Genomic DNA, 16223 nt, shown 5'->3' with positions numbered 1-16223 from the left:
ATTTCATACTTCTTACAAAAAACAATTCAATATTCTCCCCGTATTACGGATAAAAAAGCGAACCTCTCTGGTTCGCTTTTCCCCTATTATTTCTTCTTCACTGGTAGCCAAAGTTCAATTTGAGCAAACTCACTTTTATCTGCATGGGAACGCTCATCATATAGTTCAAACTCTGTAACGCCGCAATGTTCATATCCTGAATGCGGGAACCATTCTGAGAATACTGCATTCCACGTTTGATGAATAGACGACACCATTTCTGCATGAGGAACTTTCGGTGTTGTAAATACGGCATATGTTGCTGCTGGGAATGTACGCTTTGCAATTTCATTTGGTACATTTTCAAAGCCTGTAACTTCCATTCCGATAATATAAGTGAAGTCCCCTGTTTCTAAATTAAAATCAGTACATAATCCAAGCTCTACCCATTGACTCGTATCTTTACGATTCGGAATTGTCGTTCCAAGATCTTTTTGTAAATATTCTTGCCAAAATGTTGGAATGTCTTGATGGTTTTTTCCTTCTTTACTTGTCGTCTTCAGTTCATAACCTGCCATTAAAAATTCTGGTTTATTTACAATACGATATTCCATTTGTATGCCCCCTAAATACGGATTTAATTTTCTTTGTTTTACATTCACACTGTAATACATCGGTGTTTCAATTTCTTGTTTTCGATATTCACTCGGTGTCATTTGAAATAATTTTTTAAAGGCTCTCGTGAACGTTTCGTGAGATTGAAAGCCATGCTCAAATGCGATATCAATAACTTTTTCATCCGTATGAGAAAGTTGATAAGCTGCCCGGGCTAACCTCCTCTTTCGAACATACTCCATTACCGTATCACCTACTAACGCCTGAAATACACGATGAAAATGCGACTCAGAAAAACCTGCAATGCGAGCTAAATTACGCAGCGTCTGTTTTTCCATTACATCTTCCTCAATATAATCAATGGACCTTTGAATTTGTATTTCATAGCTTTCCATCTCTGTTCACCCGCCTTATATGTATTATGATAAAAGAGAATCCTATCCAATTCTTGACGTTTTTTACTATAATTTTAAAAACAAATGTAACTTTTTTATATGTATTTCGTTGTTATGTATGAAGGGAGGGAAATTAGTGAAACGCAAACAATCATTAGAAGACATTTATTCAGATCATATGCATGATTTATTTCGCTATCTTCTCTCCCTAACCGGAGATTCCCACTACGCGGAAGATCTTATGCAAGAAACATTTTACCGAATGCTCGTCCATATTGACTATTACAAAGGAGAAGAAATTAGACCTTGGTTATTTACAATTGCCTACAACGCCTTTATCGATTGGTATCGAAAAGAAAAGAAATATAAAACAACTGAAGTTGCAGAATTCCATTTACCAAACGTGCCAAGTACAGAACATGCATATTTCGTAAAACATGAGATTACTAGTTGGTTAGACCGTTTATCCTCACTTCCGCTCGAAAGACGAAACGTGCTGCTACTACGAGATTACTACGGATTCTCTTATAAGGAAATAGCAGAAATGACCGGTCTCTCATTAGCGAAAGTGAAAATTGAATTACACCGCGGACGAAAAGAAGCAAAAAGCATAAAGGAGTGATACAGATGGGTTGTGCAGAGTTTAAAAAACTATGGGAAAAGTACGAAAACGGAACGCTCACGCATGATGAACAAGAGCAGTTAGAAAGTCATATAGAAACTTGTGCAGAATGTGAAGCTCATTTAGATGAATTGCTTACGAAGAGTGAACCCGTAAAGAAAAAATTACCGCCAAAAAATCTTAAAGTTCCTTTTTGGAGAATTAAGTGGAAACATCGGTTACAAACGTTTGGTTTTATATTATCCATTTGCATCGTTATATATATAATCGGCGGGGTATTATCAGCCTTTTATTTTCAAGCTAATAATGATAAAAGGCTAGAAGAAATTAGAGAGGTTCCTTCACTTGCACTTGAAGCAACGATCCCAAATAGCCGCGTTATGGGGGGCGGAACAAGTGTAGAAGCTTTTTTCCGTACGAACAGCAGCTTTGATTTAGTAAGAACCGTCGGTAAAAAAGAAATGCCACTCGGTACAGTAGAAACAAAAAGCTTCTTATCATCTGTAGATGTCACGAAACAAACTTGGATGAATCCGTTCTATCAACCAAAGCTTTTCTTTGTTCATCCTAAAACAAAGCAGGGTGATGATCTAAAGGATTCCTCAAAAAAAGTATGGGATACACTTGCAAAAGTACATGATGGCACGGTTGCAGAAGCAGCAATTTCTTTTGATAAAGCTTACACTTTAAAAGAATTAGAACCGCTTTTATATAGCATATTTGAAGCACAAGAACTCCCCCCAACTCCTGTATGGTACGCTTTAGATACAGGACAAGAAAGAAAAAATGCAGAAGACTATATCCTCCATGGCGGAGAAACTATAGGATTTCCAGAACATGTAAGATTCCTCGGTAATGAAACTGACAGGCAGAAAACGCAAGAAGACAAAGTAATCGAAATGATGCGCGTCCTTTCTACCCATAAAAAAACGGTAAGCAAAATAGCTGCGCTTCCAGAAAACGAACTAAACTTAGATAAACGTTATCAATATGTAAAAGATAACGGCGTAAAAGTATATGGCATTGTCATTACCGGCCCGTCGAAAGAATTATTAAAATTACAAAACTCCCCGCACGTACGTTATGCGACTCTTGGAGATATTGAGATGTGGAATTGGTTTGATAATTAACAGGAAAGAAGTAGAGCATCCAAAAGTGATGCTCTACTTCTTTTTAATTAGAAATCACTTTCACATACATCCCTCTCACCGATTTTTCATAAGCGATATCGCTCATCTCTCTTATTTTTTCTGATACGACAGATGACTGAACGATTTTCCCTTCACGAAGTAATGGCGGATCAATAAGACGGACTTTATTTTTCTGATGTAAATCATACTCACTTCTATCTTCTCTTACTTTTACATTTGGATGGACTTTTCTTAATAAAGCATGTATTTCTGAATCGTTACATAGCTGCAATTTTACTATAAGCTCATGATCTTCAAGAAGAAAATCCTCTGCATGAATAACTTGTTTATGAAGAGCTAACTTTAACGTCTTAGCTAACATATCATTTCCGTAAATATTAGTTGGTTGCATAAAGAAATCGATTACTTCTTTGTAATACGTTTCTGTAAACCATTCTGCCATTTTGATATTTTGAAGAACCATTTTCCCATCTACTTCGATGACATCCGATAAAAAATTGTGAACTTCTTCTAAAGAAACATATCCGTATGTATACATATCTCGTAATGTGTAATCCACCCGGTCTGCACATAATTCCGGCGCGGATCTTTCCAGTAACGTCCACTTCGAATCATCTAACAAAATATCTTCATAGTTATAACCATACTTTGAAAGAATTGCTGGAATTTCTGAGTTTTTCACAACAGAACTAAATATCTCTTCATGATAACTTTCATTCATATTATCAAAAACGTAATCTATTACATGAGAAAAAGTAGTATGTGATACGTCATGCAGTAAACCAGCAATCTGTTCTTCTACCGAACCACCTAGTTTTTTTATTAACAACATAACACCAACTGAATGATTAAATCGCGTTACATTCCATTTCTCATTCATTAAGTAACTTGCTCCGGCTTGATGAATCCCCTTCAACCTTTGCACTGGTTTACTTAAAATTAATTTTTCTAACACTTGATCTACTTCAAATTCTCCGTATAGTACATCTGATATGATCACTTACAGTCCCCCTTTTCAAGCAGAGTCTTTTTATAATATCTCTTTTTTAAAGAAGAGTAAATATACTATTCTGTCATTCCAATATGAACGTTCTGTTTTCAAAAAAGCGGTCCTCTATTCTCATCAAGTTAAATTATAAAAATTAAAATATTCCCACAGTTCTTCTTTTTTGTTTTAATAGATTCATAAATGCATATTCATTTAAAAACAGAAATAATTTGAAATCGCTTCACCATTATAGTATGAAAGGTCGGATAACTATGGATAGTTATTTTCCAAAAGCGGGGAAGCTCATTGGTGGAATCATTATACTTCTTATTTTACTTTCATCTCTTTGGCTTATATGGATCGGAGAAACAAACATTCGTTACAGTGGGGATCATACGGGCACACTGCCTTTTTGGAACAAATGGATTCCTGTTATTGTCGGTATACTCCTTGTTCGTTTCTTACCATCTCACCATAAAAACTACAATCCCCTTCAACAATTTGAACTAAGGCGCATCATAATTCAAACTGTTATTTTATTCTCGAGTGGTTCCCTCTTCACGATTTGTCTCCTCACCACGAACTTTGAAGGAATGACATTACAATTGTGGTTTATGATATTTAAAATTATTTTATTATTATTCACTCCATTCATGCTTCTTTTGTTTTATAAAAGTAACCCCGAAAAAGAACGACAAAAGCCTGTAAAATCAACGGGAGGTAATAGATGGTATCGGTTTACACCACTTATTGTCATTATAGTCTGGGGTTACTTCAACTTCTTTTCTACATTCTCTACACCATTTGTTTCAGCGAGAATGGAACCCACGATTTTAATCTTAATTTTACTTGTAGGATTTCTTATAAATAGTGTACTGGAAGAGCTTTTTTATAGAGTTTGGTTGCAAACACGTTTGGAACTATTACTAGGTACTTGGCCGGCTATACTTCTTACATCATTGTTATGGGCGAGCTGGCATATTGCATTACACGGCTCTGGTCATTGGGATATTGATACAGCTACGGTCATTGTGAACCATGGTATCGTAGGTCTATTCCTTGGATATTTGTGGGCGCGTTATCGCAAGGTATGGGTAATTATTATTGTCCATGGATTAATTAATGCACATCCACAACAACTAATTGAGATTATATTCAAGTAAAGGTCGCGATTACGAAATAAAAAATAAAAGGGATTATACATATTAATCATGTATAATCCCTTTTATTTAACCTTATTCAAACGTAACTTCTACCTGCACAATCTCCGACCTACTACCAAGTCGAAGCGGCGGTCCCCAAAATCCGAATCCAGAAGAAACAATTGCGTGGAATGCGCCTTTTTGTGCGTATCCCCAGTCTAGCTCGTACATTCTTCTCGTTACAATATGATTTGGTGCCATTTGTCCGCGGTGCGTGTGACCGGATAATAATAAGTCTACACCTGCCGCTGCTGCTTGTTTTAACTCAAATGGCTGGTGATCCATTGCTATAACAGGCATCGATTTATCCACTGTATTCATAAGTTGTTCAAAGCTTTGGCGATCTCGCTCTGTTTTATCTCTTCTTCCAACGAGATAAAAGTCATCTTTAATTGTGATCACTTCATCTAAAAGAATACGAATATCAATCTTATCCATCTCTTGTAAAAACTCTGGAACCGCTCTGCCGTAGTATTCATGGTTTCCTAAAACACCATATACGCCTAATGGAGCTTTCATTTGTTTCATAATATGACCCATGTTTTTTTGAATAAATACCCCTGGATGATCATCGATAATATCCCCTGGCAGTAAAATAATATCAGGCTGCATTTCATTTACGTGACGGACAAGTCTTTTTAAATGCGAAACACCAGACAGTTTACCGAAATGCATATCAGAAGCCATCGCAATACGTAAACTTTTGCGGCCCTTCACCTTTTTCGGTATGTGCACTTCATATTTTCTTACTACCGGACTATACGCATTAAATACTCCATATGCAAAGATAAAGATAAACGCAGCTAACACAGCCACCCCTGTCCAAATAATTGCTGTTTCTTTCTCAACCGAAAACTGTAAAAGAAAGACTGTTATATCAGCTAACGGCAATAACATAAGGGCGTATTGTATGACTGCAAACCAAATTGAACCAATCGTTCGAAGGAATGGGAGAAACTTAAACGCTTGCACGAGAATATACGCATAAGAAATAAATCCGACTACGAAAGCATAATACCCCCAGGACTCCCAGCCAAATACTGCATGAAGCCAAACCCATCCGTTCCAGCCGATGTAAAACATAAGTAGCGTGTATATAATTAACATAGTAAATATATTGAAATAACGAAGATTCTTCACAGCTAGCCTCCTTATTGATTTCTTCTATTATAACTTGTTATGCACGTTTAACGTAAATATTAAGCACAGCAATCTTCACAATAAAAACATTGATAAGCACATCGTTTTAAAATTTTTAGGAACTGCTGTAATGGGCATTTTAGAATCTTACGTGTTAGGCCAAATTGATAATGATATTGAATATGTTGCGATGCAGGTTGGGTTGGAAACAACGTAAAAGATGTTGATCAAAAAACATTTAATAAATCATTTACACTAGATTGAAAGAATAAAAAATTAGTAGAGAAAAAATAAAGAAAACCGAATCGCCACTTAGATGACGGTTCGGTTTTTAAAGTTCGTTACCTTACTTTCAACAACTGAGCTAGCTCTTTAAGACTCCCTCTCAAAGAAAGTTCGTTATTTATGTTAAAATATTGCGAGTAAGTTTCTGTCCTTAACGATTTTATCACGTATTAAACAAAATCATTTAAAAACGAAGAAAGGATGGTACTAACATGGAAAACGTATCAGATGTACATAAAGAGGAATCAATAAAATCCTTACAGTCAACAATCCGTAAACTCGAAAGTGCCTTGTCACAAATGACTCAGAAAGGCTCAAATACTACGTTAGTAAAGAAACGCCTCCAGGCAGCTTGTATCGGCTTAGCAATGCTAGATAGTGTTTGGAATCAAAAACCTCATCATTACAACCAGGAAGATTTAGCAGAAGCTCGCAATGTTCTTACCGGTTTGCTTCCATCAATTGAAAAAATTTACGTTAAGTCAAAGGTTGGTAGTCCTCAAAGAACTCTTTTAGAAAGAAGGATTAAATCTTTGGAACTTGCTATTCAAGCGATTAATAACACTTCTAATGAGTAACTTTTCCAACTAAAAAGTGGCAGGTGCTTTCATTCATTAAGAACAAAACAACTGTAAAGAGCCTTACTACAAACGTGTAGCAAGGCTTTTATTTCGAGCTTTATTATTTATAAGTACAATTATAAGCAGATTAATTTATCGTCTTAAACCCATTGTACTCATCCTTTTATTGATAACAATTATCAATAAATATCAAAAATAATAAACACCCCATCAAATGATGAATGTTTATTTATTACACAAATATGCTTTACGATCATTTTTAAATAATAAATAGTGCGCTGTATGAACTTTCCTCTCCAAATAATCAATTGAATACGTACCAGATGGATCTACTAAATCACCAATTGCTCCTGAAAGCTGATCAATTACTTTCTGCAGTGTTTCTAAGTTTTTCTTCTCATTTTCAGCGTTCATTTCATCCATAATGTCACAAATAAGATATTGCACTCGCCGCAAACGTAATTCCTTCTGCTCCATGTATATCTCCTCCCTACTAGTCATATTACGGTTTAAATATATGGCGTCATAGCTTAACCAATGCAAAAAAATAGAGGCAACCAACTTCATAAAGCTGGTTGCCCCCATTCTTACACTTGCATCGCTTTTTCTCTCAAAGCTCTTCTTAACAACTTACCCGTCGTATTCTTCGGCAATTCTGTTAAAAACTCTATGCTCATTGGCACTTTATATTTTGCTAAATGTAACGTGCAATAATGCATCAGCTCTTCTTCTGTTACGTTCGTTTGTTTCAGAACGACGAAAGCACGCACTGCTTCTCCTAAGTTTTCGTCTGGTACACCAATTACGACAACTTCAGCTACTGATTCGTGCGTATATAGTACCTCCTCTACTTCACGAGGGTAGACGTTATAACCACCAACTAGGACGATATCTTTTTTACGATCAACGATATAGAAGTAACCTTCTTCATCCATTTTCGCTAAGTCTCCTGTATATAGCCAGCCATCTTTTAATGTCGCAGCTGTATCTTCTGGTGCATTATAGTAACCCTTCATAACGTTAGGTCCACGAACAATTAATTCACCGACTGCGCCGACTGGTACGTCTTCCCCAAGTTCATTCACAATTTTATTTTCTACATGCCAAATATTTGTGCCGATTGACCCTGGTTTACGCGGGCGATCTAACGGATTGAAACAAGTAACTGGTGATGCTTCTGATAAACCATATCCTTCTGAAACAATTACGTCAAAACGTTTTTCAAAGTTTTGCAGAAGAGCAACAGGCATTGACGCACCACCTGAAATACAAAGACGAAGTGTCTTCACGTCTTCTGCGCTTGCTTCTTCAAATAAATATAAGTAATTGTACATCGTCGGTACACCAGCAAAAATCGTTGGTTCATACGTACGACAAATACGGAACACTTCTTTCGGACTAAACTTCGGTAACATTAAAATCGTTGCCCCGTTCACAATCGGTGCATTTACCGCAACTGTTAAACAGAATACATGGAACATCGGCAGTGCCGCAACGACGCGATCATCGGCCGTATATTGTAAATACGACGCCACATCGCTTGCGTTACTATATAAATTTTTATGTGTTAACATAGCACCTTTTGGTTTTCCAGTTGTGCCTGAAGTGTAGAGGATAACCGCTACATCTTCTTCATCTAGTTCCGGACCTTCGTAAGTCGCATCTCCAGTTCCTATAAAACTAGTAAACGTTTTCATTTTTTCGGTTTCTATATGATTAAAATCTGATGAGGTTTCGCATATGATGATGTTCTCTAGTGAAGGAAGTCTTGTTGTAAGAGATTGTATAACAGGTAGAAGGACGTCGAGTACGATGATTGTTTTTACATCTCCATTTTGTAAAATATAATGCATTTCGTCTGCTGTATAAATTGGATTAACTGGTATAACAGTTGCCCCGGCTTTCATTGTTCCGTATAAACCGACTAAAAAATGTGGTGAATTCCCAACAACTAATGCGACATTGTCCCCTTTTCCAATGCCCATTTCTGCTAAATTGCTAGAAAACCTTGTGACCATTTTGTTTAATTGGTCATATGAGACCGACTGATCCATAAAAACATAAGCCGGTTTATCCCCCTTCTTTTTTGCCGTTTCAGCCAAAGATTGAACGAGATTCACACAAACCCCACCTTTATAAAATTTAGAATATTTAAAAATTCTAAATTAATTATATTAAAAGAAAATTAAAGTGGCAAGTAATATCCTATTAACTGCATATACACGGCGTACTTCCTATTGAATAACTTTGGGAAAATATAGTGATTTCACTTACCAACAAATTATTAAACGAGGACAGAAATCATTTTAGGATAATATGCACCTATCTTTTCTGTAAGCTTTTCAAGTTCTTCTTTATTTAAACTTGTATGCTCTCCATACAAGTTTATCGCGTCCGCTCCATTTTCATGAAAGTACACTGTAACATATACTATCGGTAACCCTGTAGCGTCTTCATCTATAGACAAGACAACATCTGGTATTTTACCAACAGTACTAAACATTTCATTTCTTTTCCATTTCTTATTTTGAAACATAGTTTGTATATCATCTATCTTTCGTTTGTTATCCGTATGCGTATAATATATAACATTATCCTTCGCTGGTTTTCCAATAGATAAAGTTGTACGACTTGAGGAGGTTTCATCGTTACACGCTGTCATCCCGATGAGGAAGCTGAGCAATAATACAACGCACATTATTCTTTTCATTTTGATCCACCTCCTTTTATTATGTATATTCCTTTATAAGGGGCAGATGACTTGTGAGTGGTGTTTTGAGGAAGATATTTGTGATAAGTGAAATTATATTAGCCGCAACTCAAAACCAAAAGTGACAATCCACACAAAAAGAAAGAGGCTGTCCTTTATGACAGCCTCCCCCATTTTTAGAAGAATAAATGTAAGAAATCTTCTGTTGTAATATTACCGAAGTAGCGTGCGATATCTACGCCTTCTAAAGCTGTAGTGAATGCATCTTTATCGAACTGTACGCCTGTTAAGCGTTCTTCAATGTCATGAACATCTAGTGATCCGAAGAAGTCACCGTAAATTTTACATTCTGTTACTGTTCCTTTTTTCACTTCAAGACGAACGTCAACTTGTCCAACTGGGAAACGGTGCGAATGTTGTAAGTTGAACTTCGGAGATTTTCCGTAGTTCCAATCCCAATTGCGGTAACGTTCTTCAGAAATTTTGTGTATTTCTTTCCAATCCGCTTCTGTTAATTCGTACGTTGGAATTTCTGTTTCACCTTCGAAAATGGTTTCTAGAAGAAGTTGTCTAAACTCTTCTGTCGTCATTTTTTCGTTTAAGAATTCTGTAATGTTCGCAACGCGGCTACGGATTGATTTGATTCCTTTTGATTGAATCTTATCCATTTTTACTTTTAACGCTGATACGACGTGATCGATTTCAGAGTCAAATAGTAACGTACCGTGACTGAACATACGACCTTTCGTTGAGAACTGCGCGTTACCTGAAATTTTTCTACCTTCAGCTAAAATGTCGTTACGACCACTTAGTTCTGCATTTACGCCTAATTTACCAAGCGCTTTCGTTACAGGTTCTGTGAATTTTTTGAAGTTGCTGAAACTGTCGCCATCATCTTTCGTAATAAAGCTGAAGTTTAAGTTTCCTAAATCGTGATATACTGCGCCTCCGCCTGATAGACGACGAACGACATGAATACCTTGTTCTTTTACGTAATCTGCATTAATTTCTTCTACTGTGTTTTGGTTTTTACCAATGATAATGGAAGGTTCGTTAATGTAGAACAGTAAATATGTTTCGTTAATATCTAAATTCTTCACACAATATTCTTCAATCGCTAAGTTTATTCTAGGATCTGTAATCCCTTTATTATCAATAAATAACATCGTATCACCTCATGAATTCCATACGTAGCCACTATGAGCTAACGTAATATGGCCACTGAAAATTTGTTTTGCTTCTGTTACTAAATCAGATGGGTTTCCTATATGCGGTAAGTGCGTTAATAAAAGTTCTTTTACATTCGCATCTTTCGCAATACTTGCTACTTCTGTACTATTCATATGCCCTGCTTTTGCAGCCTCTTGGTGTGCATACATATTACACTCACAAATGAAAAGATCAGCATCTTTTGTGAATGGAATGAATTCAGGAATATAACTTGAATCAGCGCTATATACTACAGCGTTACTACCAGCTTTAATACGCATCGCAAAGCATGTAACAGGATGAACAGTTTTTAAGAATGAAATAGAAAACGGTCCAACTTGAAGTGTTTCTTCTGGGTTGTACGCGATTCCTTTCGTATGCGGTGCATGCGTTAAAGAATGGAATCCATTCTCGTCAAACGTATGACCGTATATTGGCAATTCCGGTAGTTGTCCCTTTGTCGCACTTGTAATTAATCTCGCATATTGCAATACCCCAATGTCTGCAACATGATCGTGGTGGTAATGCGAAAGTACAACTGCATCTATATGAGATGGTGTTATATATTTTTGAAGCTGTGCTAGTACACCACTACCACAGTCTACAAGTAAACGAAAACCATCGTGTTCAAACAAATACCCCGACGTTGCTTCTCCCGCTTCTGGAAAGCCGCCCCAAAAGCCGACAACAGTCATTTTCATATGTATCCATCCTTTCTAAAACCGAGTAGGAATGCAGTTTTTCTCCGTACTTGAGAAAGTTTTTTACTTACATCCTACATTGTTAACTATAATCCATTTCCTAAACTTTTTCATTAATTTTCAATTTGTTATAAAACAGTTGTTGACTTTTATTTTTTGTACTAATACAATGATAGTAAGAAATGGAAATGGAGGAATTGACATGATCGATCAACCAATGGAGTTTTTCAGAAATTTACCGACGAAAACTTGTGCGCACTGCGGGAAAGAAATTGATGAGCAGCACGAAGCATACCATAACAAATGTGATGACTGCGTTCACGAAGAGTAGTAGTTTGTGAACAGAAAAAAAACCTAGCAGACATAGTCTACTAGGCTAATAACATCGTATCCTTCATCGTTGAACCTTTCACCAAGAGCTCCAGTTCAAACTCATACAATTCTTTTTTACGATAATTTTTCGTATGGATTTTATCCATCATCAGGTCGACAACTTTTCGAGCCATTTCATCAATTGGCTGTTCAATTGTCGTAATACCTGGCTCAGTAATCTGCGATAAAATTTGATTATCAAAACCGATAACAGCGAGATCCTCTGGAATACTCCAGTTATGGCGCTTCGCCTCTGAGATAATTCCAGCTGCAACCTCGTCGCCTCCTGCCAAAATCGCGGTAGGATTTTTTTTGTCCTTTAATACTTCATGGAATATTCGCTTCCCATCATCCCAAGAGAAAGCGTTTTCAAGAAAATCAATCGCTTCTACTTGGCGGCTCTTCTCAGTTATTGCACGTAAAAAGCCCATTTTCCGCTGTTGGCCAACAACTTTGGTTTCGTTACCACGGCAAAAAATAAGATTACGATATCCTTGTTCTAATACATGATTGGCAGCTATGTATGCTCCTTGTGCATGATCAAATTTCACTGTTGGAACATTTGCTTCCTCAATATATTCATTACATAACACGATTGGACCGTGCTGTAAGTACGGCTCTACATCTTCCCACGGATTTTCTAGTGAACATAGAATAATCCCATCTACTTGTTTCGTAGATAATAATTGTAAATACTCCATCTCTTTTTCTGGTAAATATCTTGTTTGACAAATAATCAGTTTATATTTATGCTCAGAAGCAGCAATCTCGATTGCTTCAATAAATCTACTAAAAAAAGGATTTGTAATCCTTGGAACAAGCACCGCAATTGTTTCTGTTTTTTGTTTACGAAGCCTTCTCGCCGCAGAATTAGGAACGAAGCCTAAATGCTTCATTGCTAATTGAACCCTTTTTTTCTTCTCATCTGAAACATATGGATGATTATTGATCACCCTAGAAACCGTTGTCCTTGATAACCCCGCTAATTTCGCCACGTCCTCGATAGTCGACACGAAATTCTCCCCCTTTGCATGAAAACGTTTTCTTAAATTGATTATATAGTATATTATTGGAAACTGCAATATCGGTTGTTATGATTTTACTATATTAATATTATACATAGGGAAAAGTCTGTTAATAGTAGGGGAAAATGTATTACTTTTAGAAATTTACAGTGATCATATTTATAAAAATAAAGGATGATATTTCATGAATCGAACGGATCGTTTATTAGCGATATTAATTGAATTACAAAGAAAACAAACTGTTACAGCACAAAGTTTAGCTGGAAAATTTGAGACAAGTATAAGAACTATTTATCGAGATATGGATGCACTTAGTGAATCTGGTGTCCCAATTTTTGCAATGCCCGGCCACGGCTACTCATTAATGGATGGATATTTCTTACCACCCATTCAGCTTACCCCTGAAGAGGCTGTTACCCTTTTATTAGGCGGTGATTATATCGAGAAAACTTTCACTTCTTCTTTTTCTGCACATGCACAATCGGCAAAAGAGAAACTTGAGGTTATCCTCCCTACTGATCAAAAAAAGAAAGTTGAGGGGTTACGAGGTACTTTCCGTTTCCTTTCTCCTATATTTTCAAACCAGCAAGCCGAGCAAGAAAAACTAGAGAACCAACTTTTCTTGCTACAAGAAGCAATTCAAAACGAGCAAGCTATCTCTTTTTCTTATCGTAAGCCAAGAGAAACCACAAAAATAGAGCGGACTGTTCATCCTTACGGTTTAGTCAATATTTCAGGAATTTGGTACATCGTTGCTCATTGCTTACTTCGGAAACAAATACGTAATTTTCGTTTAGACCGTATGGATACATTACAGCAAAAACAAGAATTTTTTACAAAACCGAAAGACTTTTCTTTACAAGACTATCAACCTGAAAACAATCGTATTGTTACGATTCATTTATTGTTTCCATCTCATATTGCACATAAAATTATTGAGTCACGATACTTTTTTATAGATTCATACGAGCATAAAGATAATGGTTTCCATGTCTTTTTGAAATCAAGAAACATAGACGAAGTATTTCAGTGGGTATTAAGCTTTGGGAGCCAAGTGCAAGTACTTGAGCCAAAAATTCTTTCTGAGAAAATCCGTGATGAAGCAAAAAAAATGTTAAAACTTTAATTTTTATATTTCACTACTGACATAATGTTGTCAGCATTACTTCTTTATAGTAGGTAGTAACAAATACAGTTTCATAAAAAGGAGTTAGTGATATGAAGAATTTTGAAGAGTTAGCAACGTACTACATAGGGGAATTAGAAAAGTACTCTATAGAACAATTTAGGATGAAGCCTTCTAGTGAGGAATGGTCTCTCGGTCAAATGTATAATCATTTAATTGCTTCCACATACATGCAATTAGATGCAATCACAAAATGTAAAGGCGAAACACCATCAGTAACTAACAAAAAAACGGATATGGGTGAAAAAGTATATAAACTTGGTGCTTTCCCAGACATACAAATCAAAGTACCAAATCATCCTGGATATACGCCAGAAAATCCAATTAACAAAGAAGAAGTACAAGAGCGTTTTCTGAAATTAATTACAGTTGTTAAAGACATTGAACCAACAATTACTTCTATTCCAAGTGCTTATAAAGTCGAACACCCTGGGCTTGGTTACTTAAATGCGGCAGAATGGTTTCAGCTCATTTCTATGCATTTTGCACATCATCTTCGTCAGAAAGAAAGATTGGAAACAAAAGTTTTATAATTCTACTTCCCACATATCCTTACAGTTTAGATATTTCCTGCATAAATCCAGCCATGCTCGCTAATAAACTAGTGAAAACGAAAAGTGCAAGAATAAGAGGAATAAGTAATAACTAACTGTAAAGATGAAAAAAACACCTTCACAGGTGTTTTTTTCATCATAGAAATATCTTAAAATAGATATCTATTGTCATTTATTCAATTAAAAATCTTTGTTACATCATAACGCCATCATTTTTGAATGAATACCATTTTCCATTAATGAAATGTTTGCCCACTGCCATTGCACCATTGGATTGTAAATAGTACCATTTTCCATCTTTTTGTAACCAATTTGTTTTCATCGTTCCATCTTCATTCAAGTAGTACCATGTGCCATTCACTTGTACCCAACCAGTTGTCATTGGGCCATCATAAAAGTAATACCACTTGCCATTGTAGTTTAACCAACCTTCATGATTCGCTCCACTTTTCTCATCAAAGTAACACCAGTCACCATCCACTATTTTCCATCCAGTCACCATAGATCCATCTGGATTAAAATACCATGAAGTGCCGCCTTCAGCTAGTTTCCCTGTACGCATAGCACCACTGTCATCGAAAAAGTAGCGCTTTCCTCCTTCATCTAACCAACAGTCTTTCCATCCATTTTCTGAACTTTTCATCGTGCCATTTGAGTTCAGATAATACCATTTTCCATTATCTTTTACCCAGCCTGTTTTCATTGTGCCGTCTGTATTCATGTAGTACCATTTTCCATTATCTTGTACCCAACCTGTTTGCATCTTACCACCTACAAAATAATACCAGCTTCCGTTATAGCTTAGCCAGTCATTATAACTAAGCCCCTTATCGTTAAAATAGTACCACTTATTATCAATTGAAGTCCAACCTATTGCCATTGATCCATCTTCGAGAAAATAATTGCCTGTATGATATTCCCCAATCCAAGCTTTCGTAAACATCTGCCCATTATCTGGATTTAAAAAATAAGTTTTCCCATTATATTCAAGCAATCCGTAATGTAGCTTTCCACCTTGATGTACATAATACCACTTTCCACCATACTGAATCCAACCTTCATTGGCATACATTGTACCGTCTGCTCCCAGTAAGTAACCCTCATATTGATATACAATATGACCTGTTTGCATTTTTCCATTACCATCAAAATAGTACCATTTTCCACCATCTTGTAACCAGCCTGTTTTCTTCATACCTTTTTGGTCATAGAAATACCATGTATCCCCTACTTTTACCCAACCACTTTGCTGAATTGTCTGCTCTGCTTTTGCAGTAGTCTGTTTCACATTATCTTGTTTTTCAGCATGTGATACCGCCGGAACTATAACCATAGCAGACATTAAAACTGGTAAAATAACTTTCTTCATTTTCCATATCCCCCAAATAATGAATAATTTTTGTTTTTATTTCCACAAACAGTATTATATTACGCTATTTAGATATAATCAATAGTTTTTGTAATATAATCGTAATATTTTTAAATAAAACGACACAAAAGTATAGTTA

At 36.1% G+C, this 16223-nt stretch carries 18 protein-coding genes and 1 pseudogene; 8 read left to right on the top strand and 11 right to left on the bottom strand.

Going from position 1 to position 16223, the window contains the following annotated elements:
• Positions 1 to 86 precede the first annotated feature (86 nt).
• Positions 87 to 989 (bottom strand): AraC family transcriptional regulator, encoded by a 903-nt coding sequence (locus DPQ31_RS05680; RefSeq protein ID WP_208731667.1) that lies wholly within the window; start codon positions 987 to 989, stop codon positions 87 to 89.
• A 136-nt stretch (positions 990 to 1125) separates the two neighbouring features.
• Here DPQ31_RS05680 and DPQ31_RS05675 point away from each other — a divergent pair, with 136 nt between their 5' ends.
• Complete coding sequence (locus DPQ31_RS05675; protein WP_087970735.1) at positions 1126 to 1611, top strand: RNA polymerase sigma factor; 486 nt, start codon at positions 1126 to 1128, stop codon at positions 1609 to 1611.
• Positions 1612 to 1616: 5 nt separating this feature from the next.
• Positions 1617 to 2741, top strand: a complete 1125-nt coding sequence (locus DPQ31_RS05670; protein WP_098138339.1) for an anti-sigma factor — start codon at positions 1617 to 1619, stop codon at positions 2739 to 2741.
• A 43-nt stretch (positions 2742 to 2784) separates the two neighbouring features.
• Here the strand turns inward: DPQ31_RS05670 and DPQ31_RS05665 are convergent, their stop codons facing one another.
• Positions 2785 to 3762, bottom strand: coding sequence for an HD domain-containing protein (locus tag DPQ31_RS05665; protein ID WP_208731666.1), 978 nt, complete (start codon positions 3760 to 3762; stop codon positions 2785 to 2787).
• A 260-nt stretch (positions 3763 to 4022) separates the two neighbouring features.
• Between DPQ31_RS05665 and DPQ31_RS05660 the strand changes: the two genes are divergently transcribed.
• A complete protein-coding gene (locus tag DPQ31_RS05660; protein ID WP_000378921.1) occupies positions 4023 to 4913 on the top strand; it encodes a CPBP family intramembrane glutamic endopeptidase in 891 nt (296 codons plus the stop codon).
• 72 nt (positions 4914 to 4985) lie between these two features.
• Here the strand turns inward: DPQ31_RS05660 and DPQ31_RS05655 are convergent, their stop codons facing one another.
• Positions 4986 to 6092, bottom strand: coding sequence for a metallophosphoesterase (locus tag DPQ31_RS05655; RefSeq protein ID WP_208731665.1), 1107 nt, complete (start codon positions 6090 to 6092; stop codon positions 4986 to 4988).
• Positions 6093 to 6126: 34 nt separating this feature from the next.
• Here DPQ31_RS05655 and DPQ31_RS05650 point away from each other — a divergent pair, with 34 nt between their 5' ends.
• Both DPQ31_RS05650 and DPQ31_RS05645 read left to right on the top strand, forming a co-directional pair.
• Positions 6127 to 6309 carry a hypothetical protein gene (locus DPQ31_RS05650; protein WP_053446476.1) on the top strand — a complete coding sequence of 61 codons (183 nt, stop codon included), beginning with the start codon at positions 6127 to 6129 and terminating at the stop codon, positions 6307 to 6309.
• A gap of 280 nt (positions 6310 to 6589) precedes the next feature.
• Positions 6590 to 6955, top strand: coding sequence for a hypothetical protein (locus DPQ31_RS05645; protein WP_000432655.1), 366 nt, complete (start codon positions 6590 to 6592; stop codon positions 6953 to 6955).
• 228 nt (positions 6956 to 7183) lie between these two features.
• Here DPQ31_RS05645 and DPQ31_RS05640 read toward each other — a convergent pair whose 3' ends face one another.
• The 5 genes from DPQ31_RS05640 to DPQ31_RS05620 all read right to left on the bottom strand — a co-directional run bounded on the left by DPQ31_RS05640 (position 7184) and on the right by DPQ31_RS05620 (position 11578).
• On the bottom strand, positions 7184 to 7435 hold the full coding sequence (locus tag DPQ31_RS05640) for a hypothetical protein (RefSeq protein ID WP_000435466.1): 252 nt from the start codon (positions 7433 to 7435) through the stop codon (positions 7184 to 7186).
• Positions 7436 to 7545: 110 nt separating this feature from the next.
• Complete coding sequence (locus DPQ31_RS05635) at positions 7546 to 9078, bottom strand: fatty acid--CoA ligase family protein (RefSeq protein ID WP_001055192.1); 1533 nt, start codon at positions 9076 to 9078, stop codon at positions 7546 to 7548.
• A gap of 164 nt (positions 9079 to 9242) precedes the next feature.
• A complete protein-coding gene (locus DPQ31_RS05630; RefSeq protein WP_208731664.1) occupies positions 9243 to 9668 on the bottom strand; it encodes a hypothetical protein in 426 nt (141 codons plus the stop codon).
• A gap of 176 nt (positions 9669 to 9844) precedes the next feature.
• The gene (locus DPQ31_RS05625; RefSeq protein WP_208731663.1) at positions 9845 to 10834 is read right to left on the bottom strand and encodes a lipoate--protein ligase; all 990 of its coding nucleotides are present in this window, start codon (positions 10832 to 10834) and stop codon (positions 9845 to 9847) included.
• 9 nt (positions 10835 to 10843) lie between these two features.
• On the bottom strand, positions 10844 to 11578 hold the full coding sequence (locus DPQ31_RS05620) for an MBL fold metallo-hydrolase (protein WP_000784682.1): 735 nt from the start codon (positions 11576 to 11578) through the stop codon (positions 10844 to 10846).
• A 202-nt stretch (positions 11579 to 11780) separates the two neighbouring features.
• Between DPQ31_RS05620 and yhfH the strand changes: the two genes are divergently transcribed.
• Positions 11781 to 11909: a protein YhfH gene (yhfH, locus tag DPQ31_RS05615; protein WP_000567010.1), complete on the top strand. Its 129-nt coding sequence runs from the start codon at positions 11781 to 11783 to the stop codon at positions 11907 to 11909.
• 40 nt (positions 11910 to 11949) lie between these two features.
• Here the strand turns inward: yhfH and DPQ31_RS05610 are convergent, their stop codons facing one another.
• Positions 11950 to 12963, bottom strand: a complete 1014-nt coding sequence (locus tag DPQ31_RS05610) for a LacI family DNA-binding transcriptional regulator (protein ID WP_208731662.1) — start codon at positions 12961 to 12963, stop codon at positions 11950 to 11952.
• A gap of 196 nt (positions 12964 to 13159) precedes the next feature.
• Here DPQ31_RS05610 and DPQ31_RS05605 point away from each other — a divergent pair, with 196 nt between their 5' ends.
• Both DPQ31_RS05605 and DPQ31_RS05600 read left to right on the top strand, forming a co-directional pair.
• Positions 13160 to 14101: a helix-turn-helix transcriptional regulator gene (locus tag DPQ31_RS05605; protein WP_098162293.1), complete on the top strand. Its 942-nt coding sequence runs from the start codon at positions 13160 to 13162 to the stop codon at positions 14099 to 14101.
• 92 nt (positions 14102 to 14193) lie between these two features.
• Entirely contained in the window at positions 14194 to 14694 is a 501-nt protein-coding gene (locus DPQ31_RS05600) for a DinB family protein (RefSeq protein WP_097958836.1), read from the top strand.
• A gap of 19 nt (positions 14695 to 14713) precedes the next feature.
• Here DPQ31_RS05600 and DPQ31_RS05595 read toward each other — a convergent pair.
• A pseudogene (locus DPQ31_RS05595) lies at positions 14714 to 14800 on the bottom strand (YIP1 family protein); the annotation flags it as partial.
• Between the two features lie 108 nt (positions 14801 to 14908).
• On the bottom strand, positions 14909 to 16084 hold the full coding sequence (locus tag DPQ31_RS05590) for a cell wall-binding repeat-containing protein (protein ID WP_208731661.1): 1176 nt from the start codon (positions 16082 to 16084) through the stop codon (positions 14909 to 14911).
• Positions 16085 to 16223: the final 139 nt, after the last annotated feature.

The sequence above is a fragment of the Bacillus sp. COPE52 genome (assembly GCF_003355115.1).
Lineage (GTDB): Bacteria > Bacillota > Bacilli > Bacillales > Bacillaceae_G > Bacillus_A > Bacillus_A toyonensis.
This window is presented reverse-complemented; position numbering and strand designations above follow the sequence as displayed.

Bases quoted from the DNA above. Each gene is read 5' to 3' on its own strand.
- DPQ31_RS05680 (WP_208731667.1), bottom strand. From the start codon at position 989: ATGGAAAGCTATGAAATACAAATTCAAAGGTCCATTGATTATATTGAG.
- DPQ31_RS05670 (WP_098138339.1), top strand. From the start codon at position 1,617: ATGGGTTGTGCAGAGTTTAAAAAACTATGGGAAAAGTACGAAAACGGA.
- DPQ31_RS05660 (WP_000378921.1), top strand. From the start codon at position 4,023: ATGGATAGTTATTTTCCAAAAGCGGGGAAGCTCATTGGTGGAATCATT.
- DPQ31_RS05645 (WP_000432655.1), top strand. From the start codon at position 6,590: ATGGAAAACGTATCAGATGTACATAAAGAGGAATCAATAAAATCCTTA.
- DPQ31_RS05640 (WP_000435466.1), bottom strand. From the start codon at position 7,435: ATGGAGCAGAAGGAATTACGTTTGCGGCGAGTGCAATATCTTATTTGT.
- DPQ31_RS05630 (WP_208731664.1), bottom strand. From the start codon at position 9,668: ATGAAAAGAATAATGTGCGTTGTATTATTGCTCAGCTTCCTCATCGGG.
- DPQ31_RS05625 (WP_208731663.1), bottom strand. From the start codon at position 10,834: ATGTTATTTATTGATAATAAAGGGATTACAGATCCTAGAATAAACTTA.
- DPQ31_RS05620 (WP_000784682.1), bottom strand. From the start codon at position 11,578: ATGAAAATGACTGTTGTCGGCTTTTGGGGCGGCTTTCCAGAAGCGGGA.
- yhfH (WP_000567010.1), top strand. From the start codon at position 11,781: ATGATCGATCAACCAATGGAGTTTTTCAGAAATTTACCGACGAAAACT.
- DPQ31_RS05605 (WP_098162293.1), top strand. From the start codon at position 13,160: ATGAATCGAACGGATCGTTTATTAGCGATATTAATTGAATTACAAAGA.
- DPQ31_RS05600 (WP_097958836.1), top strand. From the start codon at position 14,194: ATGAAGAATTTTGAAGAGTTAGCAACGTACTACATAGGGGAATTAGAA.
- DPQ31_RS05590 (WP_208731661.1), bottom strand. From the start codon at position 16,084: ATGAAGAAAGTTATTTTACCAGTTTTAATGTCTGCTATGGTTATAGTT.